At 64.0% G+C, this 23,678-nt stretch carries 20 protein-coding genes and 2 tRNA genes; 15 read left to right on the top strand and 7 right to left on the bottom strand.

Features of this window, described 5'->3' with window-relative positions; genetic code table 11:
- Nucleotides 1–114: 114 nt before the first annotated feature.
- Nucleotides 115–1,314, bottom strand: coding sequence for a CBS domain-containing protein (locus tag BMY29_RS16030; RefSeq protein ID WP_049992178.1), 1,200 nt, complete (start codon nucleotides 1,312–1,314; stop codon nucleotides 115–117).
- A 294-nt stretch (nucleotides 1,315–1,608) separates the two neighbouring features.
- Here BMY29_RS16030 and BMY29_RS16025 point away from each other — a divergent pair, with 294 nt between their 5' ends.
- From BMY29_RS16025 to BMY29_RS16015, 3 genes are all read left to right on the top strand, one after another.
- Nucleotides 1,609–1,884, top strand: coding sequence for a MarR family transcriptional regulator (locus tag BMY29_RS16025; RefSeq protein ID WP_173424955.1), 276 nt, complete (start codon nucleotides 1,609–1,611; stop codon nucleotides 1,882–1,884).
- 144 nt (nucleotides 1,885–2,028) lie between these two features.
- On the top strand, nucleotides 2,029–2,559 hold the full coding sequence (locus BMY29_RS16020; RefSeq protein ID WP_049992179.1) for a 50S ribosomal protein L16: 531 nt from the start codon (nucleotides 2,029–2,031) through the stop codon (nucleotides 2,557–2,559).
- A gap of 288 nt (nucleotides 2,560–2,847) precedes the next feature.
- A complete protein-coding gene (locus BMY29_RS16015; protein ID WP_049992180.1) occupies nucleotides 2,848–3,726 on the top strand; it encodes an ATP-grasp domain-containing protein in 879 nt (292 codons plus the stop codon).
- A gap of 35 nt (nucleotides 3,727–3,761) precedes the next feature.
- On the opposite strand, the gene BMY29_RS16010 is transcribed toward BMY29_RS16015, so the two are convergent.
- The gene (locus tag BMY29_RS16010) at nucleotides 3,762–4,163 is read right to left on the bottom strand and encodes an Hsp20/alpha crystallin family protein (protein WP_049992181.1); all 402 of its coding nucleotides are present in this window, start codon (nucleotides 4,161–4,163) and stop codon (nucleotides 3,762–3,764) included.
- A gap of 96 nt (nucleotides 4,164–4,259) precedes the next feature.
- A complete protein-coding gene (locus BMY29_RS16005; protein ID WP_049992182.1) occupies nucleotides 4,260–5,273 on the bottom strand; it encodes a type II glyceraldehyde-3-phosphate dehydrogenase in 1,014 nt (337 codons plus the stop codon).
- Between the two features lie 222 nt (nucleotides 5,274–5,495).
- Between BMY29_RS16005 and BMY29_RS16000 the strand changes: the two genes are divergently transcribed.
- From BMY29_RS16000 to BMY29_RS15980, 5 genes are all read left to right on the top strand, one after another.
- Complete coding sequence (locus BMY29_RS16000; RefSeq protein ID WP_049992183.1) at nucleotides 5,496–6,452, top strand: aminopeptidase; 957 nt, start codon at nucleotides 5,496–5,498, stop codon at nucleotides 6,450–6,452.
- Between the two features lie 142 nt (nucleotides 6,453–6,594).
- A complete protein-coding gene (locus tag BMY29_RS15995) occupies nucleotides 6,595–7,176 on the top strand; it encodes an LURP-one-related/scramblase family protein (RefSeq protein WP_049992184.1) in 582 nt (193 codons plus the stop codon).
- 57 nt (nucleotides 7,177–7,233) lie between these two features.
- A complete protein-coding gene (locus BMY29_RS15990) occupies nucleotides 7,234–7,893 on the top strand; it encodes an HVO_0476 family zinc finger protein (RefSeq protein WP_049992185.1) in 660 nt (219 codons plus the stop codon).
- Nucleotides 7,894–8,001: 108 nt separating this feature from the next.
- Nucleotides 8,002–8,658 (top strand): protein-L-isoaspartate(D-aspartate) O-methyltransferase, encoded by a 657-nt coding sequence (locus tag BMY29_RS15985; RefSeq protein ID WP_049992186.1) that lies wholly within the window; start codon nucleotides 8,002–8,004, stop codon nucleotides 8,656–8,658.
- A gap of 103 nt (nucleotides 8,659–8,761) precedes the next feature.
- Nucleotides 8,762–9,544 (top strand): protein-L-isoaspartate O-methyltransferase family protein, encoded by a 783-nt coding sequence (locus BMY29_RS15980; protein WP_049992187.1) that lies wholly within the window; start codon nucleotides 8,762–8,764, stop codon nucleotides 9,542–9,544.
- 481 nt (nucleotides 9,545–10,025) lie between these two features.
- On the opposite strand, the gene BMY29_RS15975 is transcribed toward BMY29_RS15980, so the two are convergent.
- The gene (locus BMY29_RS15975) at nucleotides 10,026–12,152 is read right to left on the bottom strand and encodes a bacterio-opsin activator domain-containing protein (RefSeq protein ID WP_049992188.1); all 2,127 of its coding nucleotides are present in this window, start codon (nucleotides 12,150–12,152) and stop codon (nucleotides 10,026–10,028) included.
- Between the two features lie 727 nt (nucleotides 12,153–12,879).
- Here BMY29_RS15975 and BMY29_RS15970 point away from each other — a divergent pair.
- Complete coding sequence (locus BMY29_RS15970; RefSeq protein ID WP_049992189.1) at nucleotides 12,880–13,497, top strand: DUF7344 domain-containing protein; 618 nt, start codon at nucleotides 12,880–12,882, stop codon at nucleotides 13,495–13,497.
- A 43-nt stretch (nucleotides 13,498–13,540) separates the two neighbouring features.
- Here the strand turns inward: BMY29_RS15970 and BMY29_RS15965 are convergent, their stop codons facing one another.
- The 3 genes from BMY29_RS15965 to BMY29_RS15955 all read right to left on the bottom strand — a co-directional run bounded on the left by BMY29_RS15965 (nucleotide 13,541) and on the right by BMY29_RS15955 (nucleotide 14,944).
- Nucleotides 13,541–14,074, bottom strand: coding sequence for a DUF7344 domain-containing protein (locus tag BMY29_RS15965; protein ID WP_074854818.1), 534 nt, complete (start codon nucleotides 14,072–14,074; stop codon nucleotides 13,541–13,543).
- Between the two features lie 311 nt (nucleotides 14,075–14,385).
- Nucleotides 14,386–14,458, bottom strand: a tRNA-Asp gene (locus tag BMY29_RS15960).
- A gap of 413 nt (nucleotides 14,459–14,871) precedes the next feature.
- A tRNA-Asp gene (locus BMY29_RS15955) sits at nucleotides 14,872–14,944 on the bottom strand.
- 326 nt (nucleotides 14,945–15,270) lie between these two features.
- Between BMY29_RS15955 and BMY29_RS15950 the strand changes: the two genes are divergently transcribed.
- The 6 genes from BMY29_RS15950 to BMY29_RS15925 are packed head-to-tail and all read left to right on the top strand — an operon-like array spanning nucleotide 15,271 to nucleotide 23,476.
- A complete protein-coding gene (locus BMY29_RS15950; RefSeq protein WP_049991247.1) occupies nucleotides 15,271–15,498 on the top strand; it encodes a DNA-directed RNA polymerase subunit H in 228 nt (75 codons plus the stop codon).
- Nucleotides 15,499–17,079 (top strand): DNA-directed RNA polymerase subunit B'', encoded by a 1,581-nt coding sequence (locus BMY29_RS15945; RefSeq protein ID WP_049991246.1) that lies wholly within the window; start codon nucleotides 15,499–15,501, stop codon nucleotides 17,077–17,079.
- Between the two features lie 6 nt (nucleotides 17,080–17,085).
- Nucleotides 17,086–18,915 carry a DNA-directed RNA polymerase subunit B gene (rpoB, locus tag BMY29_RS15940; protein ID WP_049991245.1) on the top strand — a complete coding sequence of 610 codons (1,830 nt, stop codon included), beginning with the start codon at nucleotides 17,086–17,088 and terminating at the stop codon, nucleotides 18,913–18,915.
- Between the two features lie 12 nt (nucleotides 18,916–18,927).
- Nucleotides 18,928–21,858 (top strand): DNA-directed RNA polymerase subunit A', encoded by a 2,931-nt coding sequence (locus BMY29_RS15935; RefSeq protein ID WP_049991244.1) that lies wholly within the window; start codon nucleotides 18,928–18,930, stop codon nucleotides 21,856–21,858.
- Nucleotides 21,851–23,047 (top strand): DNA-directed RNA polymerase subunit A'', encoded by a 1,197-nt coding sequence (gene rpoA2, locus BMY29_RS15930; protein ID WP_049991243.1) that lies wholly within the window; start codon nucleotides 21,851–21,853, stop codon nucleotides 23,045–23,047. Before BMY29_RS15935 ends, rpoA2 begins: the two co-directional genes overlap by 8 nt.
- 3 nt (nucleotides 23,048–23,050) lie before the next feature.
- Entirely contained in the window at nucleotides 23,051–23,476 is a 426-nt protein-coding gene (locus BMY29_RS15925) for a NusA-like transcription termination signal-binding factor (RefSeq protein ID WP_049991242.1), read from the top strand.
- Nucleotides 23,477–23,678 lie beyond the last annotated feature (202 nt).

Genomic DNA, 23,678 nt, shown 5'->3' with positions numbered 1-23,678 from the left:
TCGACCGGGAACGAGGCGCACACTACCTTGTCATTTGGCCGCTCGTGTCGGCGACTCTCGCTCGCGGTCGCCGCGCGGACTCGCTGTCGGCAGCGAAGAGCGGGGAACTTACAGTCAGTCCGCTGACCGGGGACGAGGTGCGGGTGCGACCGCACCGCTCTGCTGGACGATGTCGAAGGCGGTCATCACGTCGGTCCGCGAAATCAGGCCGACCAGATCGCTGTCCTCGACGACGAGCAGGCGACCGATGCCGTTTTCCTGCATGCGTTCGATCGCGGTCATCGCGTCCGAGTCGGGCGTGATCGTCTCCAGATCGCTCGTCATCACGTCCTCGACGGTGTACGCTTCGCGCTCGACCGGGTCGACCTCGCGGGCGTCGGTTAGCGTCACCAGGCCGATGAGGCGTTCGCCATCGAGCGAGTCGCTTTCGATGACCGGATAGCCCGTGTGGCGCTCGGAGAACATCCGCTGGATCAGGTTCTCGACCGTCGCGTCGGGATCGACGGTGTGGAGGTCCGCTGCGGGCGTCATGATGTCGCCGACGGTGACGTCTTGGAAGGCGGCCCGCATCGTCACCTGCTGGGCCTCGCTCGAGGCGGCGATGAAGACGAAGAAGGCGACGCCGATGAGGATGATGTTGACCGCGAAGAGTCCGAACAGGCCCATAAAGACCGCGAACAGCTTGCCGACGCTGGCGGCCTGTTGAGTCGCCCGCGCGTACGGCTTACTGCGGGCCAGCAGCGCGCGCAGCACCCGCCCGCCGTCCATCGGGAACGCGGGGATCATGTTGAAGACCGCGAGCGCGACGTTCAACACCGCGAGGTAGCCGAGGACGAACCGCGTCCCGTTGAGTAGTTCCGTCGACGCGCCGCCGAGCACCGCGGGCGCGAGCATGAAGAGACCGTAGGAACCGACGCCCACCAGAACGCTGACGATCGGGCCGGCGATGGCGATATTGAGTTCCTTGCGCCAGTCTTCGGGCATCTCGGAGAACGCGGCGATCCCGCCGAATAGCCAGAGTGTGATCGAGTCAATCGGGAACCCGTACCGCTGGGCCGTCAGCGAGTGGCCGAGCTCGTGAAGTACGACGCCGACGAACAGTCCGAGCGCCGCGGCCAGTCCGAGGACCCACGGTACCGGTCCGCCGGTGATAGCGCCCACTTCGATTCCCGCTTCGAGGCCCTGGTTCAGTAGGTCCGCGACTTCCTCGATCTGCGTTCCGATGAGGTACGCGAACAGCGGAAGCACCAGCAGGAACGTGAGGTCGAGCTTGATCGGAATGCCGAACAGGGACCCGATCCGGAAACTTCTCATAGACGTATCTTCCGTCGGCGGACCCTTAAACACGCCGTCGAAACGATACTGTATTGTCGGCCGTCGCCGGTCCCAGGCGGAGACCTCCGCCGCCTCCGCCAACCGATCGGTCCGTCCGCCATCGGTATGGCGCTCCGTTCGATCACTGGTCACCGGTTTGATCCCGATTGTCCGCGCAATCGCACCGATATCGTCAAGACCGACCTTTAACAGACATATACATCTTAATATGTGCTAGTCAATATATGCCGTCCACCCCATAACTTTATACTGACGTTCGTGGTTCTTGTTGGCATGGTGATGAAACCGAACCGCGACGTCGATCAAATCGAGCGCCTTCCGACCGAACTCAGCTCCGACCAGGCGAAGCTGGTCTTCCTCTATCTCGCGGCGACTGACGGTGCGACGCCGACCGACCTCCAATACGCACTGCGGCTTCGCAAACTGGCGATCCTGAGCGTTCTCCAGTCGCTGTCGAGCGAAGGCCTGGTCGAGCGGACCGACGCCGGCTACGTGACGACCGACATCGATCAGGCGTCCGACGCGTCGACCGGCCCAATCTCGGCGTAGACCGGCCTCGGACGTCCGTCCCGTCTCGGATCCGAATCCGACTTCACAGTTCGACGCGGAACCGCCTCGATGCCCCCGTGCGTCTACGCGGCGCTTCGAAGCCTTTATCCGCCCGGTGGGCTTCCGTTTTCGTAAGTAACCACCATGTCCGACAAACCAGCCTCCATGTACCGGGAGATCAGTAAGCCGGCGTACACCCGCCGCGATTACATTACCGGCATCCCGGGATCGAAGATCGCACAGCACAAGATGGGCGACCTGCAGGCTAACGCCGAGGATTACCCGATCCAGATCAGCCTCGTCACCGAGGAGGAGGTCCAGCTCCGCCACGGGAGCCTCGAGGCATCGCGTCTGTCGGCAAATCGCCACATGCTGAAAAACGCCGGTGAGGGCAACTACAAGATGATCCTGCGCAAGTTCCCCCACCACGTCATCCGGGAGAACAAGCAGGCGACCGGTGCCGGGGCAGACCGTGTCTCCGACGGGATGCGCCAGGCGTTCGGGAAGATCGTCGGCACCGCCGCCCGCATCGACGCCGGCGAGCGGATCTTCACCATCTGGTGTGACGTCGACGACGCCGAGTTCGCCAAGGACGCGCTGCGCCGCGCCTACAACAAGATCTCGCCGCCGTGTCGTGTCGTCGTCGAGAAGGGCGAAGAGAAGCTGATCGCGTAGAACGACGTTTTTCGCTTCGAGTGCGCCTTCGGCGCGCTCGAGCACTATTCGATTACGAGCACTCCACCTTCCGTTCGCTCATTCTCGTTAGTCACTCGTTGACAGTAGCCGTCGTCTCCCCGTTCGTGTCTGCGGCGCTCACTCGCAGTGCATCGTCGCATAGCTTCCGCTCTTCCCTCGAGTCGGGGCCTCCCGCGCCCGCTCGAGCTGCGCTTCTGACTGCCGAGTCGAGGGCGCGTATCGCTCGTCTCGCGCACCTTTTTGCCCGTCTGTTCCCGAGTATCGCGTATGATCAATCTCGCCGTCGCGAACGATCAGGAGACGTTCCAGCGGATGCGAGAGCCGCTGGCCGAACGGGGGATACAGGTCCATCACGTGCCGCCGAGCGAACGCGTGGTGCCGCTGGGGGCGGACGCGCCGTGGTCGCCCGACGAGTACGACGTCGGCTTCGTTTACCCGGGGCGGCTCATGGAGGGCGGGGTCGCCGACGCCCTGCTCGAGATCCCGTGGCTTAACGATCACGAGACGGTATTGACCTCGCGGAACAAGGCCGAGGTACTAGCGCGACTCGGTCGGGCCGATTTGCCGGTGCCGAAGTCGGTCTACGTTTCGAACGACGTTTCCGAGGCCGAACTGGCCGACGTCTTCGATCGCTTCGAGCCGCCGGTCGTGGTCAAACCGAACTCGACGACGCGGGGCGTCGGCGTCGCGAAGGTCCACGACTTGGACTCGTTTCTGGGCGTTTGCGACTACCTCTCGCTGGTTCACGACTACAAGGCGACCGGCGATCGATCCTTCCTCGTGCAGGAGTACCTCCCGAACGCCGTCGACTACCGCGTGATGGTACTCGAGGGCGAGTACGTCGGCGCGGTCGAACGCCGACTCCCCGACGACGCGGTCGCCGACGGGCAGTGGAAGCACAACGTCCACCGCGGTGCCGAAGCGACCGGCGTCGACCTCCCGGAGCCCTGGCGCGAACTCGCCGAAGCGGTCGCTGCCGAACTCGATATCCCGTTCGTCGGCGTCGATCTCCTCGAGACGGGCGAGAAACTGGTGATAAACGAGACGAACGCCAGGCCGACGATCGACGAGGAGACGAAGTACGAATCGGACTTTTACGATCGGCTCGCGGCGGCGATACGGGGGGCCGCGGAGCGGGACGGATAATTTGAAAACGGGTGACTACGACCGCGACTGCCCGGTTACTCGAGGCTGATGCCCGATGACTGTTCGGCGGGCTCGAAGACGACCTCGAGGACGCCGTTGTTGTAGGTCGCGGACGCGGTGTGTTCGTTGACGCGGGTCGGCAGCGAGACGCGCTCGTCGTACTGGCGGTGGTCGCTCTCGGCGGAGATGGTCAGCGTCTTGCCGTCACACTCGAGTTCGATGTTGTCCTTCTCGACGCCGGGGAGGTCCGCGACGACGCGGATCTCGTTGTCGGTCTCGTGGATGTCGACGTGGGTGTCCATGCCGAACCCGTTGTCGACGCCGCCGGCGGAGTCGAAGTTGACGTTGGCGTCCGCACCGCTCATCATCTCGTTCATCATCCGCTCGATCTCGCGAAACAGGTCGTCGAAGGGTTCGTCGCGGTCGTCTCGGCGCATGGAAGACAGTAGGCCATCGCGTGGCAAAAACTTTCTGTCGTCGCTATAGGATCGCGGTTCGGCGCTGGGATCAGAAGATCGGGTCGAATCGCGGCCTCAGAGTCCGATTCCGAGCGTCTCGTCGGTCGTCCGGATGCTCTCTTCGGCGTCGGCGGCACCGGTCACGGCGCGGATCGCGTCGACGTTCTCCGGCACAACGTCCGATTCCTGGTGGATCCCCTGGAAGAGGTAGAGGTCGTCGCCGACGGTCGAGATGGATTCCTCCCAGATGCAGTTCTCCCAGAGGTCGCCCCGCGGGCGGCCCGCGTCGTGGGCGTACTCCTTGAGCTTGCCGCTGCCGTCGATGTTCATCCGCTCGGGGATCAGGAATAGGCGCGACTCGTCGGCGAACAGCTCGCGGACCTCGGCCGCGTCGACTTCCTCCTCCAAGGTGACGTTCAGGCTGTGCATGTGCATCAGCGTCGCCGGCACCTTCATCCCGAGCGTGTCGATGTCGAGATCATCGAAGATGGTCTCGACGTCGGGCCCGTGGTGAGAGGGGATGGTGACCGGGTTCGGGAGGATGTCGTTGATCGGGCCCCGCGAGGTCTGGCTGGGGTCGCCGCCGCGGCGGACCAGCGTCGCGCGGACCTTCTCGACGCCGTAGGCCTCCCGGAGCGGCGCGATGACCCGGGAGAGGCCCGTCGTGTTACAGGAGACGACGCGGACGTGGTCGGCGTCGACGGCGTTCTCGAAGTTCGCGCGCGCGTTGAAGCTCACGTCGGCGACCGCGGCGTCTTCGCCGCCCTGGTAGAGCGCCGGCGTGTCGTACTCCTCGTAGAGCGCCTTGTTCTGGGCGCCGATCCCTGAGGGCGTGGCGTCGACGACGACGTCGGCTTCGGCCACCAGGTCCTCGACGGGACCCGCGATGTCGAGGCCCGCCTCGTCGAACTGATCGGCCCGGTCCTCGACGGCCGCGTAGAGCGGGAATCCCTTGTCGATCGCGGTCTCGGCCTCGAAATTCGGGCGCGTCTTCGCGACGCCCAGCACTTCCATGTCGGGCTGTTGCCGGACGGCGTCCGCGACGCGCTTGCCGATCGTGCCGTAGCCGTTGATGGCGACCTGTTGCATGTGCCCGGGAGTGGACCACCGAGCGGGATAATCGTTTCGAGGACTATCAGTCGATTTTTACTCGAATCGGAGTTCTCGATCGCTCTCGTTGCCGATTTCGGCGATCTCCTGTGACGGTGGTGACGTTTTCGACCACTCGATCGCGCGCTCGCGATACCGGAACGGAGGCCTGGAGAGCGGCCGAGGGCAAGACATATCGGCTCGCTGGCCGCACGGTCATCCATGGACGAACTTCGGACCGCAGCGGAGACGGCCGTCCGCCAGTGTCTGGCTCTCGAGGCCGGGGAATCGTGTGCGATCGTCACCGACGACGAACGCGAACCCATCGGGGAGGCGCTCTACGAGGTCGCGAGCGAGATCACCGACGACGCCGCGATCGTCCGGTACCCGCCTGGCGAGACCCACGGCGGGGAGCCGCCGGCGCCCGTCGCGGCCGCGATGGCCGGGGCCGACGTCGTGCTCGCGCCGACGACGAAGAGCCTGAGCCACACCCGCGCTCGGACCGAGGCCAACGAGGCCGGCGCGCGGGTCGCGACGCTCCCGGGGATCACCGAGGACGTCTTCACGACGGGGCTGGACGCCGACTACGAGTCGATCGCGGCCCACTGCGACGACGTCCGCGACCGGGTCGCCGGGGCCGACGAGGTCCGCGTCACGACCGACGCCGGGACCGACATCACGTTCGGCGTCGGCGACCGGGAGTGGCTCTCCGACACCGGGATCGTCCACGAGTCGGGGACGATGTCGAACCTCCCGGCCGGCGAGGTGTTCGTCAGCCCCGCGACCGCCGACGGCACCTTCGTCGTCGACGGGACGATGATGCCCCATGGGCTGCTCGCGGACGGCGAGACCCTCTCCTTCGAGGTCGAGGACGGCCTGGTCACCGAGATCTCGGACGACGAGATCCGCGCGGAGGTCGAGGATGCGGCCGAGGAGGTCGGCGACGCGGCCTACAACCTGGCGGAACTGGGCATTGGGACGAACGTCGCCGTCACCGACCTGGTCGGCTCGGTCCTGTTGGACGAGAAGGCCGCCGGCACCGTCCACATCGCGATCGGCGACGACGCGGGGATCGGCGGCGACACGGAGGCGCCGATCCACCTCGACGGGATCATCCGCGAACCGACCGTCTACGCCGACGGCGAGCAGATTGCGCTCCCGACGGCGGACGACGCCTGACTCGAGAGACCGTTCGTGCAGGTTCGCTCCGGGTCTCCGGTCGACAGTCGATAGAAAAGTACGGGACGGAAGACGGTTGGTTCTCCGACGTACCTGTTAGAACCTATCGGTTTCAAGTACCGGTAGCGAGTGGCCGGTACCGATGAGCGACACTCGTTCGTACGATATCGACGGGATCGAACTCACGGACGACCGGTATACGGTCGAACAGGGCCTGATTCGGAACAAGTACCGGGCACTCGATGCCGACGGGGACGTCGTCCTCCGGGGGAAACAGAAACTGTTCAAGATGAGAGAGGAGTTCCCCTTCACCGACGCCGAGGGCGACGAGGTGTTCACGGTGACAGCCGGCGGGATCATCGACGTCGCAGGGAACTACGTGCTGTCCGACGCCCGGACCGGTGAGGACCTCGTGATTCTGGACAACGATTACTCGATCCTTCAGGACACCTGGAAGATCCGCGACGCCGACACCGAAGCGAAACTGGCCGAGATCAACTCCTGGGGCGCGCTGGTGACGGTGGCACGGAACGTCGTTCCGTTCGGCGGCTGGATCCCGCACAAGTACGAGATCACGGACCCGAACGGCGCACACGTCGGTTCCATCGACGGGCAGTTCTCGCTGCGGGACCGCTACGAGATCACCATCGACGACGCCAGTTCCGTCCCGAAAGAGCCCGTCGTGGCCGCGGCGATGGTGATCGACGCGATCCAGGGAAACTAGGCCGAGATCGAGGGCCGGTCCAATCGTCTTTTAGGTGCGTGGCGTCTACGACGGGGTATGAGCGAAACACCGGATCGGGTTCCGACGCCCTGTCCTTCGTGCTCGCCGGACCTCGAGACGGTCCACGAGGTTCTCACGGTCACGGAAGGCGGCGGTACCTACACCATTCGATGCAGCGACTGCGGCCACGTCCACAAAGTACAGCCCGAGACCGAACGCGAGGTCACCATCGACGTCGTCGTCTCCCAGGGCGGCGAGTCCTTCACGGCGAACGTCACCGCGCCCGAGGACGAGACCGTCGAGGTCGGCGACGAGTTCATCTTGGAGACCGAGGAGGTCCTCTCGACGGTCCGCGTGACCAGCGTCGAACTCGACGGACAGCAGCGCGTCGAGGAGGCGCCGGCGGACGAGATCGAGACCGTCTGGAGTCGCGAGGTCGACAACGTCGCGGTCAACGTCACCGTCCACCCCCAGGACGGCTCCCGAGACGACAGCCGGAGCATCACCGTCCACGTCCCCGGCGACTACGAGTTCGAGGTCGGCGCGGTCGAGGAGTTCGGCGACGACGAGTTCGAGATCGACGCCTTCGTCGTCCGCGACGACGCCGACGGCTACCGGCGAGACCGCTTCGAAATGGAGGGCGACACCGCCTTCGCGAAGGACCTCAAGCGCGTCTACGCCTACGACGAGACGACCAGCGCCTGGTCGGCCTGGTAACGATACCGGCTCCCGGCTCCCGACCCCCGTCTCGACACGATCACCGTCGGGCCCGGTACTCGCTACCCGACGCACTACTGTTCTCCAGCACGTAGTAGTCGCGACGCCATGTTCGATATCAATCGCTCCGACGATCACGATTCCGACTACGAGGCCGCCAGGCGACGGATGGTCGAGACCGTCGCGCCGCGCGTGGACGACGAGCGCGTGCTCGAGGCGCTCGAGTCGGTGCCGCGCCACGAGTTCGTCCCGCCGGACCGCCGGGACAGCGCCTACGCCGATCGGCCGCTCCCGATCGGAGACGGCCAGACGATCAGCGCCCCGCACATGGTCGCGATCATGGCCGATCTGCTCGAGCCGGATTCCGGCGACGAGGTCCTCGAGATCGGCACCGGCTGCGGCTATCACGCGGCCGTCACGGCCGAGTTAGTCGGCGACGAAAACGTCTCCACCGTCGAGTACAGCGGGAGGCTCGCCGGCCAGGCGCGCGATCAGCTCGCGGAAATCGGCTACGACGAGATTGCGGTTCGCGTCGGCGACGGCCGCGAGGGCTGGCCCGACCGTGCGCCCTACGACGCCGCCTACTTCACCTGCGCCGCGGCCGAGTTCCCCGATTCGGTCGTCGGTCAGGTCCGGACCGGCGGGCAGTTGCTCGCACCGATCGGAGCCGGTCACCAGACGCTCGTCGAGGCCACGAAACGGGCGGACGGCTCGCTCGAACGGCGCACGCACGGCGGCGTCCGGTTCGTTCGGATGCGCGGGTGATCGACGAGCGCGATCGAGACCGTGCATAAAAACGGCCGCGGGAGCGGAGACGACGACTCCGCGCAAGCGCGCCATTCATAACCACCGGTGCGATAGCTGGCGTATGGATCCCGCGGTGCTGCGAGAGGACATGGTCGACGGCCTCGAATCCGCACCCAAGGAGGTGCTCGCGGACGAGGCCGTCTCCGTCGCGATGCGCGACGTCCCTCGCCACGAATTCCTCGACGACGAGCGGTCGGCCTACGCGGACCGTGAACACGAGGCCCTCGGTACCCGCGTCCTCGCGCCGAGTACGGTCGCGCGGCTGTTCCAGGCGCTCGCGCTCGAGGACGACGACGCCGTGCTGATCGTCGGCGCCGGCATCGGCTACACGGCCGCCGTCGCGGCTGAAATCGTCGGCGAAACCAGCGTCCACGCCGTCGACATCTCCCGCCCGCTGGTCATCGAAGCGCGTCGAAACCTCGCCGAGGCGGGCTACGAGGGCGTCCTCGTCGACCGCCGCGACGGCGAGAACGGCCTCCCCGAGTACGCGCCCTTCGATCGCATTCTGCTCGAGGCCGCCGCCGTCGAACCGCCGCGCGCGCTGCTCGACCAGCTGGCCGCGGACGGTCGCCTGGTCTTCCCGCGTGGCACGCAGCGCCAGCGGCTCGCGGCCGTCTCGCCCGACGGCGAGATCGACCGGTTCGATCCGGTCGCGTTCGATCCGCTGCTGGTCGAGGGCGAACAGTCGGGGGCCGTCGAACGCAACCGGATGACGCGCGAGGATCGCGAACGCGCTCAGCGACGCGCCGAGTCTCGCCGCGGATGGGAACAGGACTGGATCGAGTGGGACGAAGCCATCGACCGGCAATCGCAGCCTCGATCCCGACGGCGCCGATCGCGATAGCACGTTCCGGGTAGCCGAACTCGGCGGCTCTCGGCTCTTATTTCCGCACCGGTATCCGGTATGCCGTTCCGATAGTCGTCACTGGTGAACTGATAGCAACTGAAAGAGATGGGGTGGGGATTGGGGGTGGCGACAGTCTGTCTTTGATCGCCGGTTACGGATACGACTCGATGGGGGTTAAATATACTCTCTAATCATTTGCCCGTTTCAGTGATCTGTCTCTAAGTAATTAGTGTCGGATTGGGCCGCCGCGATGTGAACCCCCGCTGCGTCTGCCCGAGAGAACGCCGCCCGTCCCCGTCGACGACTGGCTTCGAGCGCGCCGCAACCGGCGAGGACGTCGCGGTCCGACCGAGAGCGTTCCGAGACGCTCCGTGTCGAATCGATCGCGACCCAGAGGAAGAGCCGTCGCTGTGTCCGAACGTTGTGGGAAAGCGATGGAGGCGTTCGCTACCTGCGTAGACCGTTCGAACGGAACACGCTACTCCTTCGATCCGCCCTCGAAGGCCAGGCCGACGAGCTTCCGTTCGGCCGCCCGCAAGTGGTAGTGATACGTCGGCGGCGACACGTCGAGCGCGTCCGCGAGGTCCTCCCCGGTACTCTCTCGGGGCCACTCGAAGAATCCGCTATAGTGAGCCGCCTGCATGGCCTCGAACTGCTTGTCGGTGAGTCGCTCCGCGAGGTAGGTATCGAGCTGTCTGGCCGTGCGGGTGTGTGTCGTCTCCCGCTTGGCGACCAGGTCAGTCTCGGGGTACTCCTCCCTGATCGCGTCGATCAATGATCGGGTTTCGACCCCTTGGGGGACCTCGAGGACGACCGTCGACGTCCCGTTCTCTGCCGTAGCCATCCGGACTTGAACGTCGTAGGTCCGAAGGACGTCGAGAAACGAGGTTGCCGTCACCGTCAGTTCGAAGAGCGCCTCCTCCTCGCCCTCGGAGATGACCGAGAGCGACTCGATCGACGCCCACTCCGTCGCCAGCGACGTGAGCGCCGCCGTCTCCGGTGCCCTGACGAACAGGACGATACCCGCCTCACCGCGGTCGACGACGCCCTCGAGCGTTATCGGTGCTGCATCCGGAATCCGACCCGAGAGCCGGTTGAACAACAGCCGCGAGTCCTCGACGGCGAGCTCGAGTTCGAGCCGGCTGTCGGTCACCATCGCCCGCGTCCGCTCGACGGATCGGATCGCGTGGCCGATCGTCTCCCCCAGTTCGGCCACCACGTCGCGTTCGCGCTCGCCGACCGAGTCGGTCCCCGTGATGTGGACGACCAGCACGCCGTACCGCCGGTCGTCGGCGACCAGCGGAACACCGAGTACCGTCTGGAAGCCGTAGGTCAACGCCTCCTTCCGCCGTGTGGTCCATCGAGCGTCTTCCAGGACGTTTCGAACCAACCGTATCTCGGCCGATTCGAGCGTGTCGCGGACCAGTCCGATTTCCGGCGCGCAATCGCCGTCATCGCGGATCCCGTCGATGTAAGCCGCGTCGATGCCGGCCCACGCGGTCGGTGCCGGCGGCTCGTCGTCGCTCGCGGCGATCCAGGCGAACCGGTATCGATCCGTCTCGGCCAGGCGGTCACACACCGTCTCCTCTATTTCCGCCCGCGTCGACGCCTGTGCGATGCCGTGGTTGATCTCGCGGACGATCTCGTTCGTGTGGTTGAGTCGCGTCAGCTCCTCGTTTTTCCGAGTGAGCGTCCGATCGTGATCGCGGAGTAACTGTTCGCGTTCGGCCCGATCCAGAGCGGCCTCGGTGTTGGCCGCCAAGATATGCACCAGCTCGATCATCGTCTCGTCGAACCCGTCGACGGCTTCGGTTCCCGTGAGTAACACGCCGTGGGTCCCCAACGGGACGATCAGTTCGCTTCGGCTCAGCGTCTCCGCAGCGTCGAGTCCATTCCCACACGTCACGTCCTCGTAGTAGGCGCTGTCTCCCTCCGAAAACACACCCCAGACCAGGCCGTCGCCCCGCTCGAACGTCAGCCTCGGATCGGCACGATCGGGCGCTCGCTGTACCGAGGCCGCGTGTTCGAGGACCCCGGCTGTTGGCTCGAACGCGTAGGACGCGGCGACCGTCACGTCGAGGATGTCGTCCGCCGTCTCGGTCGCAGCGCGATAGATTTCGTCTTTCGTCTCGGCGCGCATCAGGTCTCGCGTCGTCTCGTGTAACGCCGTCAGTATTCGCTCGTAGCGGCGCTCGCTCTCCCGAAGCTCCGATTCTGTTCGATACTGGGTGACGGCGTTCGTGATCTGATTCGCCAAGAGCGCGTACTGCTCCTTCCCAGACCCCTTCTGGAGATACTGGGTCACGCCCGCCGCGATCGCCTCGCTGGCGATCTCTTCCGACCCGCGTCCCGTAAAGAGAATGAAGGGGAGATCGGGATCGTCTTCGCGAACCTGCTCTAACAGCTCCAAGCCCGTCATCTCCGGCATCTCGTAATCGCTGACGATACAGTCGACGTCGCGACGCTCGTGAACCGATAGCGCTTCTCGGCCATCCGTCGCCGAAACGGCGACGATCGAGTCGCGCTCGCGCTCAAGCATCTCTCCGGCGAGATCCGCAACGCCCGGTTCGTTATCGACGACGAGTACGATAATCGACTGTGTCATGATCTACCCTTCGAGCGGTGTCCGTCGCTGATCGCACTACGACGACCAGAGGTGTCGATAACGTTACGAGTGAGACACGATCACTAAAGAATTCGGATCATTCGGATTCGACCGATTCGGGAGCGGATCGGTCGCGCGATTCACCCCGAAACACATTCGCGAGGAACACTGTTTTCGGACGCAGACCCTTGGGGTTACGCCCGGAACATACGCCTCCGCTGGAATCAGCGTGTCACTGCCTCAGCTGTTCGATTTCCGCCTCAACTCGGAACCGTGTAGAGCCATGGCCGTCGGTCGCTGGCCGATGTCCGTCTCGGATCGCGAGTGATCCATTCCCCCTGTCGACCGGTCGTCTCGCTCCGATCTCTTCTACTGGGGTACTGATCGCGGGCCAAATACCTCGTTTCGACGGCCGATACGCCGCAATACTATAACTGATCTGGCAATTATGTCACTTAAGTAGTACTCGGCCGTCTGGATTCCAGATAGAGCTGTAAATTTCAGTGAACTCGGGGCAAATTATGATATGTATCAAGAGATGGAGTCGGAAAATAACACCCTATATGATATTCTGAAACCCGCGTATATCGGCCTAATATCCCTTCTCGATCGGTTATAAAATATCATGAAATCATTCTCGTGCCTATGAATCCGAGTGAAATGGGCTGATCCAAGATAGACGGTTTCCACCCTTTAATACGACCTCGGCTCTGGAGCCGACTGTTCAATGAAATCGACACAACTCAGCGGTGGTGAGACCGAGGCGACCGCGATCGACGACGATGCCGATGTCGATCCGAACGCCGACACCGCGACCGAGGACGCTCTCCCAGCCGACGAAATCTTCCATCTCCTCCAAAACGAGCGCCGTCGCCTGGTCCTCAGATATCTCAGCGGCACCGAAGAGACCGTTCGCATGCGCGATGTCGCGGAGCAGGTCGCGGCCTGGGAACACGACACGACGGTCGCGGAGCTCACGTCCGACCAGCGTCAGCGCGTCTACATTCCGCTGTATCAGTCTCATCTTCCGAAGCTGGACAAGGCAGGCGTCATCGACTACCAACAGAGCCGCGGGCTCGTCGAGCGCAAACCGTTGGCCGACGAACTCGATCAGTATCTCGAGCCCGCGCCGACTGCGGACGCGGACACGGATGCGTCGGCCGAGCAGCCCTCTGGGAGCGTTACGTGGGACGATTACTCGATCGCTGTGACTGGACTCGGCGGTCTCCTGCTACTCGGATCGGTGCTCGAACTGCCCGGGATTTCGGTTCTCTCCGGGCTCAGCCTGAGTGCCGTTATTCTGCTGCTGTTTACGCTGCTGACTGCCGGCCGGTATATCGATTGAATCGAGACGGACCGCCGACCGCTCCCCGTGGCCGGGAGAGCGATCACGGGACGATGAACGCCGCCACCGCGGCTGTCACGATCACTGCGGTCGTGATCGGCGGCACTAGTTCGGCAAACAGTGCGATCGACAGAGCGAGCGAAACGCCCACGAACGCGGCCCGTGTTAGCCAGCCGCCGCTGGCAGGATTCGTGGCCGAGCGCTTCGACGGGGCGGTTACGACCCCTTGCGTCGCGTCGAATTCGACAAGATCCGCGGCGTCGAGCGCGGGAAGTCGCTGTTGGTGCAATCGTTCGTGGACTTCGGCCCACGTCTCGAGCGGCGGGCGTCGCGGTCGGACCAGTTGATCGGTGATTTCGTCGACGGTTACGGGTGTCTCCAACTGTGCAATCGTTTCGGCGAGTTCCGAATCGGAGTCGGGAATGAACTCCCCGACCGTGATTCCGTCCCCCCGTGAACTACTGATCGATGGCTCGTAATCGATCGTGATCTCAGAGAGAGGGTCAGGCTCCCCGTTTTCGCCTCGCTCGTCGGCCCCCTGACCCGACGAGCGAAACCATGACGGCGTCAGACGCATATTCCACGCAAGCCGGTTGTGGGATATAAGTATTGTCTCGGTTGACGGGTGTCCAACGGTATAAATGGATCTTATATTGGATTCAAAGCGCGAACGGCGATGATCGGCAGTCGTTGAGTCGTTGCAGTTTCGGAACGCAGGTACATTGATTATTAAATACCAGCAGAGCGGGGCTATAGCAGTCGAACTCCACCGTGTCACGCAACCTGACAATAGACGGGCGACGGCTGGGTACGCTACCTTTCACCTTGGTGAATATTGATCGCATCCCGACAGACAAGCGTGTCCCGAAGAATTGAATCGTGAGAAAGCGCCCGAGGCGGGATTTGAACCCGCGTCACGACCGTGACAGGGTCGTATGATGGGCCACTACACCACCCGGGCTTCCAACGCATTTCATCGTTTCTCGGTGATAGTATTAAGGATTGTGTTCTCCAGCGGTATCGAGTCGTGTTATCGTGCCGGTTCGTTCGATGGAATTTCAGTTCCACTGTAGTGCGCTGATCGGCCGCTACTACTCCGTCGAGCTCACCGCATCCGACGTCGGGCCACCGATTCCGTTTCCCTTCTCGATCAGATTTCGTTCGCGCGAATCTTTGCGAGCGCCTGTACTCATCACTCGTGCGCTTCGCGGATCGTTCCGAATCACTCGCTATTTTCTGTATTTCACAGCGGCCAGAATGAACACGTCGCTCATGAATTCGAGGTATAGAAACCGTTCGAAGTTGGAGTTTTCGCTAGCGACGGTGTGTTGTTTCCGGTATGCGCTGCGCTCGCGGATTACCGTCAGCAGAAAGCGCCCGAGGCGGGATTTGAACCCGCGTCACGACCGTGACAGGGTCGTATGATGGGCCACTACACCACCCGGGCTTCCAACGCATTTCATCGTTTCCCGGAGACGGTATTAAGGCTTTTCAATCGGAGATCGTCTGGTACGTTGGGACGCGCCACGAACGTCACTCGGAGACGCGCACAGACGGTATCGTGATATCGGATCACACGACCCACAAGGAATATAACCGATAACCGGCTACTCTCACGTGTGATCGTCCGCCCCGGTCAGGTTCGCCAGGCCGGATAGCCCTGCTTGTGCGTCGAGTTAGTAACCGTTAAATGGTTCCCGCCGCTATCTACCTGTAGTATCTCGTGACAGCCGCTTCTCTCCCGATAGCCGACACGCACACCCACATCAACCCATGGTAGACGTAAGCCAACACGAACTGGTTCCGGAGCATACCGTCCTTGAGGACGACACACTCGAGGAGGTGCTCGAGGAATACAACATCGATCGTACAGATTTACCGAAGATCAAGCGTAACGATCCTGCCCTGCCGGACGAGGCGGAGATCGGCGACGTCATCAAAATCGTCCGAGACTCGCGTACAACCGATCAAGCAGTCGTATACCGACTTGTGGTGGAATAAATGGCAATGGAACTCAATCGCGACGAACGGCGAGAGATCTCGCGCGAATACTTCTCGAAGGGACGGATCGCCGAACACCACTACCGCTCCTTCAACGCCTTCCTCAACCGGGGGATGCAGGAAGTCGTCGACGAGAAGGAAACGATCGACACGGACATCGGCGACAAGGAAGGCGAGGAGCCGGTCCACGTCGAACTGGGCGACGTTCGAGTCGTGACGCCGCGCGTTCGGGAGGCGGACGGCTCCGAGGAACTGCTCTACCCGCAGGAGGCGCGTCTTCGGAACATCACCTACTCCGCGCCGGTCTTCATGGAGATGTCCATCGTCAAGGGCGAGGAAGGCGACCAGCGGGTCGTCGACTCGACCGAGACGAAGATCGGTCGCATGCCGATCATGGTCGGCTCCGAGAAGTGTAACATCGCCGGCTTCTCCGACGAGGAACTCGTTGAGATCGGCGAAGACCCCGCCGACCCCGGCGGCTACTTCATCGTCAACGGCTCCGAGCGGGTGCTGATGACCAGCGAGGACCTCGCACCGAACAAGATTCTCGCCGAGTACGACACTAAGTACGGCGACGAGATCCAGGTCGCCAAGACCTTCTCGCAGCGCCGTGGCTACCGCGCGCTCGTCCTCTGTGAGCGCACCCGCGACGGCCTGCTCGAGGTCTCGTTCCCCTCGGTCTCCGGATCGATCAACTTCGTGACGCTCGTGCGTGCGCTCGGGCTCGAGTCGGACGAGGAGATCGTCCACAAGGTCTCGAACGACCCCGAAGTGGTCAAGTACATGCTCGAGAACCTCGAAGCGGCCGAGGTCCAGACCGAGGAGGAGGCAATCGAGGCGTTGGGTAAACGCGTCGCCTCCGGCCAGGGGAAGAACTACCAGCTCAAGCGGGCCAACTACGTCATCGATCGGTACCTCCTGCCGCACCTCCACGAGGACGGCGTCGAGGAGGAGGACGTCCGAATCAACAAGGCCCACTACCTCTGTCGGATGGCCGAGGCCTGTTTCGAACTCGCTCTCGGACGGCGCGAGGCCGACGACAAGGACCACTACGCGAACAAGCGGCTCAAGGTCTCGGGCGACCTGATGAGGGACCTGTTCCGGACTGCGCTGAACAAGCTGGCCCGCGACGTGAAGTACCAACTCGAGCGCGCGAATATGCGCAACCGTCAGCTGTCCGTGAACACGGTCGTTCGCTCTGACGTGCTCACCGAGCGCCTCGAGCACCCAATCGCGACGGGCAACTGGGTCGGCGGCCGTTCCGGCGTCTCCCAGCTCGTCGACCGAACCGACTTCATGGGTGTTCTCTCGCACCTGCGCCGACTCCGCAGTCCGCTCTCGCGGAGTCAGCCCCACTTCGAAGCACGGGACCTGCACGCGACCCAGTGGGGTCGCATTGGCCCCTCCGAAACGCCGGAGGGACCGAACTGTGGGCTGGTGAAGAACTTCGCGCAGTCGATGGAGCTATCCCAGAACGTCGAAGACGAACAGGAACTCAAGCGCGAACTAGCATCGATGGGGGTCGAGGGCATTCCCGGCCTCGAAGGGATCGAACGATCGACGTCGACCGCAGACGACTAATCTACTATGAGCAGCCAAGAACGAGAAGCCAAAGTCTACGTCAACGGGTCGCTGGTGGGGACACACCCGGACCCGCACGAGCTAGCCGAACAGATCCGCGAAGCGCGACGCATCGGCGACATCTCCGAGATGGTCAACGTCTCGGTGAAAAACCGCACTCGCGAAGTGATCGTCAACGCCGACGCCGGCCGTGCGCGGCGACCCCTGCTGGTCGTCGAAGACGGAGAGCCGCGCATCTCCGAGCAGGAGATCGAGGCGCTTCAGGACGGCGACCTCGAGTTCGAGGACCTGGTCGACCACGGCTACATCGAGTTCATCGACGCCGAGGAGGAAGAGGACATCCTCGTGGCCGTCGACGAGGACGACCTCACCGAGAAACACACCCACCTCGAGATCGACCCGTCGCTGATCTTCTCGATCGGTGCGGGGATGATCCCCTACCCCGAGCACAACGCCAGCCCGCGCATTACGATGGGGGCAGGGATGATCAAGCAGTCGCTGGGGCTGCCGTCCGCGAACTACCGAATCCGGCCGGACACGCGCCAGCACCTACTGCACTACCCGCAGCTCTCGATGGTCAAGACCCAGACCACCGAACAGATCGGCTACGACGAGCGTCCGGCGGCACAGAACTTCGTCGTCGCCGTGATGAGCTACGAGGGGTTCAACATCGAGGACGCGCTGGTCCTGAACAAGGCCAGCGTCGAGCGCGCGCTCGCCCGCTCGCACTTCTTCCGCACCTACGAGGGCGAGGAACGGCGCTACCCCGGCGGTCAGGAGGACCGCTTCGAGATCCCCTCTCAGGACGTCCGCGGAGCCCGCGGCGAAGAGGCCTACGCCCACCTCGACGAGGACGGCCTGGTCAACCCGGAGACGGCGGTCGACGAGAACTCCGTCCTGCTGGGCAAGACCTCGCCGCCGCGGTTCCTCGAGGAACCCGACGACATGGGCGGTCTCTCGCCCCAGAAGCGGCGTGAGACCTCCGTCACCATGCGCTCGGGCGAGTCGGGGATCGTCGACACCGTCACGCTCATGGAGGGCGAGGACGGCTCGAAGCTCTCGAAGGTCTCCGTGCGCGACGAGCGGATCCCCGAACTCGGGGACAAGTTCGCTAGCCGCCACGGTCAGAAGGGAGTCGTCGGCCACCTCGCACCCCAGGAGGACATGCCCTTCACCGAGGAGGGCGTCGTCCCCGACCTCGTTCTGAACCCCCACGCGCTGCCCTCGCGGATGACCGTCGGGCACATCTTGGAGATGATCGGCGGCAAGCTCGGTTCGATGGAGGGCCGCCGCGTCGACGGGACACCGTTCCTCGGCGAGGACAAAGACGAGCTCCGGGAGGGGCTCGAAGAGGTCGGCTTCGACTCCGCGGGCAAGGAGACCATGTACTCCGGGGTCACCGGCGAGAAGATCGAGGCGGAGATCTTCGTCGGCGTGATCTTCTATCAGAAGCTCTACCACATGGTCTCGAACAAGCTGCACGCCCGCTCGCGCGGGCCGGTGCAGGTGCTGACCCGCCAGCCGACGGAGGGTCGCGCCCGCGAGGGCGGCCTCCGTATCGGGGAGATGGAACGCGACGTGTTCATCGGCCACGGTGCGGCGATGACGCTGAAGGAACGACTGCTGGACGAGTCCGACCGCGAGTTCATCCACGTCTGTGCGAACTGCGGGATGAGCGCGGTCGAGAACGTCGAACAACGGCGTGTCTACTGTCCGAACTGCGACGAGGAGACCGATATCCACGAGATCGAGATGAGCTACGCGTTCAAGCTCCTGCTCGACGAGATGAAGGCGCTGGGTATCGCACCGCGACTCGAACTGGAGGACGCCGTCTAACCTGTCTATACCATGCAAGATACGACACCCAAAGACATCGGCTCGCTCTCCTTCGGGCTCATGGAGCCCGAGGAGTACCGAGAGATGAGCGCGACGAAGATCATCACCGCCGACACCTACGACGACGACGGGTTCCCCATCGATATGGGGCTAATGGACCCGCGACTCGGCGTGATCGACCCCGGACTGGAGTGTAAGACCTGCGGGAAGCACTCCGGGTCGTGTAACGGCCACTTCGGCCACATCGAACTGGCTGCCCCGGTCATCCACGTCGGCTTCACGAAGCTCATCCGGCGACTCCTGCGCGGTACCTGTCGGGAGTGCTCCCGGCTTCTCCTGACGGAGGACGAGCGCGACGAGTTCCGCGGACAGCTCGACCAAACCCGCAATCTCGGTCGGGATCTCAACGACGTGACCAAGGCCGCGATCCGCCAGGCCCGCAAGAAGGACCGGTGTCCGTTCTGCGGCGAAATCCAGTACGACATCGACCACGAGAAGCCGACGACCTACTACGAGGTCCAGCAGGTCCTGACCAGCGAGTACTCCCAGCGCATCGCGGGCGCGATGCAGGGCGACGAGGAGGCCGGTGTCGAGCGAACGACGCCGGACGAACTCGCCGAGGAGACGGACATCGACCTCACCCGGGTCAACGAGATCCTCTCGGGTTCGTTCCGTCCGCGAGAGAATCAGCGCAAGGCCATCGAGAAGGCGCTGGACATCGACCTCACTGAAGAGGACACGAACAAGCTGATGCCCTCGGACATCCGGGACTGGTTCGAAAACATTCCGGACGAGGACATCGAGGTCCTGGGAATCGATCCCGAGAAGTCTCGACCCGAGTGGATGATCCTGACGGTGCTGCCGGTCCCGCCCGTGACGGCGCGGCCGTCGATCACGCTCGACAACGGCCAGCGCTCGGAGGACGACCTCACCCACAAGCTGGTCGACATCATCCGGATCAACCAGCGGTTCATGGAGAACCGCGAGGCTGGCGCGCCCCAGCTGATCATCGAGGACCTCTGGGAACTCCTGCAGTACCACGTCACCACCTTCATGGACAACGAGATCTCGGGCACGCCGCCGGCGCGCCACCGCTCCGGCCGGCCGCTCAAGACCCTCTCTCAGCGACTCAAAGGCAAGGAGGGTCGCTTCCGTGGCTCGCTGTCCGGGAAGCGCGTGAACTTCTCCGCCCGGACCGTCATCTCCCCGGACCCGACCCTCTCGCTGAACGAGGTCGGCGTCCCGGACCGCGTCGCCAAGGAGATGACCCAGACGATGAACGTCACCGAGCGGAATCTAGAGGACGCCAGGCGGTTCGTCTCGAACGGCCCCGAGGGCCACCCGGGTGCGAACTACGTTCGGCGTCCCGACGGCCGTCGGCTGAAGGTGACCGAGAAGAACTGCGAGCAACTCGCCGAGAAGGTCGAAGCGGGTTGGGAGGTCAACCGCCACCTCATCGACGGCGACATCGTCATCTTCAACCGCCAGCCGTCGCTCCACCGGATGTCGATCATGGCCCACGAGGTCGTGGTCATGCCGTACAAAACCTTCCGGCTGAACACCGTCGTCTGTCCGCCGTACAACGCCGACTTCGACGGCGACGAGATGAACATGCACGCGCTCCAGAACGAGGAGGCTCGTGCCGAGGCGCGCGTGCTCATGCGCGTGCAGGAACAGATTCTCTCGCCGCGCTTCGGTGAGAACATCATTGGGGCCATTCAGGACCACATCTCCGGGATGTACCTGCTGACCCACGACAACCCTCGGTTCAACGAGACCCAAGCGCTGGACCTGCTGCGGGCGACTCGGATCGACGAACTGCCCGAACCCAGCGGCATCGACGACGAGGACGAGCCGTTCTGGACCGGCTACGACGTCTTCTCCGAGCTGCTGCCCGACGACCTCAACCTCGAGTTCACGGGGACCGTCGGCGACGAGGTCGTCATCGAGGACGGTCAGCTCATCCAGGGGACTGTCGCCGAGGACGAGGTCGGCGAGTTCGGCGGCGAGATCGTCGACACGATCACGAAGGTCTACGGCAACACCCGCGCCCGGATCTTCATCAACGAGGTCTCGACGCTGGCGATGCGTGCCATCATGCACTTCGGGTTCTCGATCGGCATCGACGACGAGACCATCCCGGAGGAAGCACAGGCCCGCATCGACGAGACGATCGAGGACGCAAACGACCGCGTCGAGGAGTTGATCGAGGCCTACGAGAACAACGAACTCGAGAGTCTGCCAGGCCGGACGATCGACGAGACCCTCGAGATGAAGATCATGCAGACGCTCTCGCGTGCGCGTGACAACGCCGGGAACATCGCCGACGAGCACTTCCAGGACGACAACCCTGCCGTCGTCATGGCGAACTCCGGTGCGCGTGGGTCGATGCTCAACCTGACCCAGATGGCCGGCGCAGTCGGCCAGCAGGCGGTTCGGGGCGAGCGCATCAACCGCGGTTACGAGGACCGCACCCTCAGCCACTACGAGCCCAACGACCTCTCGGCCGAAGCGCACGGCTTCGTCGAAAACTCCTACACCAGCGGCCTGACCCCGCGGGAGTTCTTCTTCCACGCGATGGGTGGCCGCGAGGGCCTGGTCGACACGGCAGTCCGGACGTCGAAGTCCGGCTACCTGCAGCGCCGGCTGATCAACGCCCTCTCCGAACTGGAGACCCAGTACGACGGCACCGTCCGCGACACGTCGGACACCATCGTCCAGTTCGAGTTCGGCGAGGACGGCACCTCGCCGGTCAAGGTCTCCTCCGACGACGACAACACCATCGACGTCGCGCAGATCGCCGACCGCGTGCTCGACTCCGAGTTCGACTCCGAGGAAGAGAAACAGGAGTTCCTCGGCTCCAGACCGCGGCCGACGAACCTCTCGGAGTACGCCGACGATCGCCTCGCCGGCAGCAGCACGGAGGTGAGCTCCGATGACTGAGGTCGACTACGACGTCACCGACGACACGATCGCCGTCGTCGAGGACACCGACCTTCCCCGCCGGCTCAAGAACGAGGTCTACGCGGAACTCGAGGGCCGCGCCGATGCGACCGTCGAGGACGCAGACGAGCTCGCAAAGGCCGTCGAGACGCGCTATCTCGACACGCGCGTCGACCCGCTCGACCCCGTCGGGACGGTCTCGGCTCAGTCGATCGGCGAACCCGGGACCCAGCTGACGATGAACACGTTCCACTACGCGGGGGTCGCCGAGATCGACGTGACCCAGGGGCTGCCGCGGCTGATCGAGCTGGTCGACGCCCGGAAGACCCCGGACACGCCGATGATGACCGTCTACCTCGAGGGCGAGTACGCCACCGAGCGCGAGAAGGCCCACGAGGTCGTCTGGAACATCGAGGCCACCAAGATCCTCGCGCTGGGCGACGTCTCGACGAACGTCGCGGACATGCGCGTCCAGATCTCGCTCAACGAGGACACTCTCCGCGAGCGGATGATCACTCCAGAGGAGGTCGCCGAGATCATCGAGGACTCCCTGGGCGTCCAGACGGTCCAGCAGGGCACTCAGATCGAGTTCGGCCCCGAGGAACCGTCCTATCGCGACCTGCTGCAGCTTGTCGAAGAGCTTCGCGACATCACGTTCAAAGGGATCGAGGACATCTCCCGGGTCGTCATCCGCCGCGAGGAAATGGACGACGGCAGCGAGGAATTCGTCCTCTACACCGAGGGATCGGCCTTCGGGGACGTCTTGGAGATCGAGGGCGTCGACGCCTCGCGGACGACGTGTAACAACATCCACGAGATCCGGCGCAACCTCGGCATCGAGGCGGCTCGCGAGGCCATCATCGAGGAGACGAACAACACGCTGGCCGAACAGGGTCTGGACGACGTCAACGTCCGGCACCTGATGCTCGTCTCGGACATCATGACCAACCGCGGCGAGATCGAGTCGATCGGTCGCCACGGCATCTCCGGCTCGAAGGAGTCCGTGCTCGCCCGCGCGGCGTTCGAGGTGACGGTCAACCACCTGCTCAACGCCGCGATCCACGGCGAGATCGACGACTTAGACGGCGTCACGGAGAACGTCATCGTCGGCAAACCGATCAAGCTCGGCACCGGCGACGTCGACCTCCGGATGGGATCGACCAGCCCCGGCGGCAGCCAGGCCGACTGATCGATGGGCGTTACCCTCGACGACGACGCTCGGCAGTACCTCGGCGCATTCGAGGACGTGACTGGCGTGGACGGTCGGGACTGTCTCGTTACCGAGGGCGGCGACAAGCTGCTCATCGTCGTCGAAGCCGGCGAGATGAGCGAGGCGATCGGCCCCGGCGGCCGGACGGTCAAGCGGTTCGAGGATCACGCCGACGCTCGGGTTCGCCTGGTCGAGGACGCGGACGATCCGGAGGCGTTCGTCGCGAACGCGCTCGCGCCGGCGGCGGTGTACAACGTCACGATCAGCGAGAACAACGATACGGTCGCCTACGTCGAGGTCGCGGAGGACGACCGCGGCGTCGCGATCGGGTCAAACGGGCGGACGATCGACGCCGCGCGACGGCTCGCCAACCGTCACTTCGGGATCGACGACGTGCAGCTCATCTGACCGCTGACCGTCAGTTCGCCGTTCCGTGTCGGTGTTTCCGACCGAACTCACTGTCGGTCGAGCAGTTCTCTTTCGGTAATCGGTACGACTTGCATACGCTGGCTGACGCCGTACGCATTTCCCAGTGGAAACAATGGCCAGTTTGTCGTCCAGCCGGCGTCGGCAACTGAGACGCCATCGCGTAGCTAGGTCTGAACTTTGT

Source organism: Natrinema salifodinae, assembly GCF_900110455.1.
Classification (GTDB): domain Archaea; phylum Halobacteriota; class Halobacteria; order Halobacteriales; family Natrialbaceae; genus Natrinema; species Natrinema salifodinae.
The sequence above is the reverse complement of the archived record's forward strand: the minus strand, read 5'-3'. Positions and strand labels throughout refer to the sequence as shown.

Bases quoted from the DNA above. Each gene is read 5' to 3' on its own strand.
- BMY29_RS16030 (WP_049992178.1), bottom strand. From the start codon at position 1,314: ATGAGAAGTTTCCGGATCGGGTCCCTGTTCGGCATTCCGATCAAGCTC.
- BMY29_RS16025 (WP_173424955.1), top strand. From the start codon at position 1,609: ATGGTGATGAAACCGAACCGCGACGTCGATCAAATCGAGCGCCTTCCG.
- BMY29_RS16020 (WP_049992179.1), top strand. From the start codon at position 2,029: ATGTCCGACAAACCAGCCTCCATGTACCGGGAGATCAGTAAGCCGGCG.
- BMY29_RS16015 (WP_049992180.1), top strand. From the start codon at position 2,848: ATGATCAATCTCGCCGTCGCGAACGATCAGGAGACGTTCCAGCGGATG.
- BMY29_RS16010 (WP_049992181.1), bottom strand. From the start codon at position 4,163: ATGCGCCGAGACGACCGCGACGAACCCTTCGACGACCTGTTTCGCGAG.
- BMY29_RS16005 (WP_049992182.1), bottom strand. From the start codon at position 5,273: ATGCAACAGGTCGCCATCAACGGCTACGGCACGATCGGCAAGCGCGTC.
- BMY29_RS16000 (WP_049992183.1), top strand. From the start codon at position 5,496: ATGGACGAACTTCGGACCGCAGCGGAGACGGCCGTCCGCCAGTGTCTG.
- BMY29_RS15995 (WP_049992184.1), top strand. From the start codon at position 6,595: ATGAGCGACACTCGTTCGTACGATATCGACGGGATCGAACTCACGGAC.
- BMY29_RS15990 (WP_049992185.1), top strand. From the start codon at position 7,234: ATGAGCGAAACACCGGATCGGGTTCCGACGCCCTGTCCTTCGTGCTCG.
- BMY29_RS15985 (WP_049992186.1), top strand. From the start codon at position 8,002: ATGTTCGATATCAATCGCTCCGACGATCACGATTCCGACTACGAGGCC.
- BMY29_RS15980 (WP_049992187.1), top strand. From the start codon at position 8,762: ATGGATCCCGCGGTGCTGCGAGAGGACATGGTCGACGGCCTCGAATCC.
- BMY29_RS15975 (WP_049992188.1), bottom strand. From the start codon at position 12,152: ATGACACAGTCGATTATCGTACTCGTCGTCGATAACGAACCGGGCGTT.
- BMY29_RS15970 (WP_049992189.1), top strand. From the start codon at position 12,880: ATGAAATCGACACAACTCAGCGGTGGTGAGACCGAGGCGACCGCGATC.
- BMY29_RS15965 (WP_074854818.1), bottom strand. From the start codon at position 14,074: ATGCGTCTGACGCCGTCATGGTTTCGCTCGTCGGGTCAGGGGGCCGAC.
- BMY29_RS15950 (WP_049991247.1), top strand. From the start codon at position 15,271: ATGGTAGACGTAAGCCAACACGAACTGGTTCCGGAGCATACCGTCCTT.
- BMY29_RS15945 (WP_049991246.1), top strand. From the start codon at position 15,499: ATGGCAATGGAACTCAATCGCGACGAACGGCGAGAGATCTCGCGCGAA.
- rpoB (WP_049991245.1), top strand. From the start codon at position 17,086: ATGAGCAGCCAAGAACGAGAAGCCAAAGTCTACGTCAACGGGTCGCTG.
- BMY29_RS15935 (WP_049991244.1), top strand. From the start codon at position 18,928: ATGCAAGATACGACACCCAAAGACATCGGCTCGCTCTCCTTCGGGCTC.
- rpoA2 (WP_049991243.1), top strand. From the start codon at position 21,851: ATGACTGAGGTCGACTACGACGTCACCGACGACACGATCGCCGTCGTC.
- BMY29_RS15925 (WP_049991242.1), top strand. From the start codon at position 23,051: ATGGGCGTTACCCTCGACGACGACGCTCGGCAGTACCTCGGCGCATTC.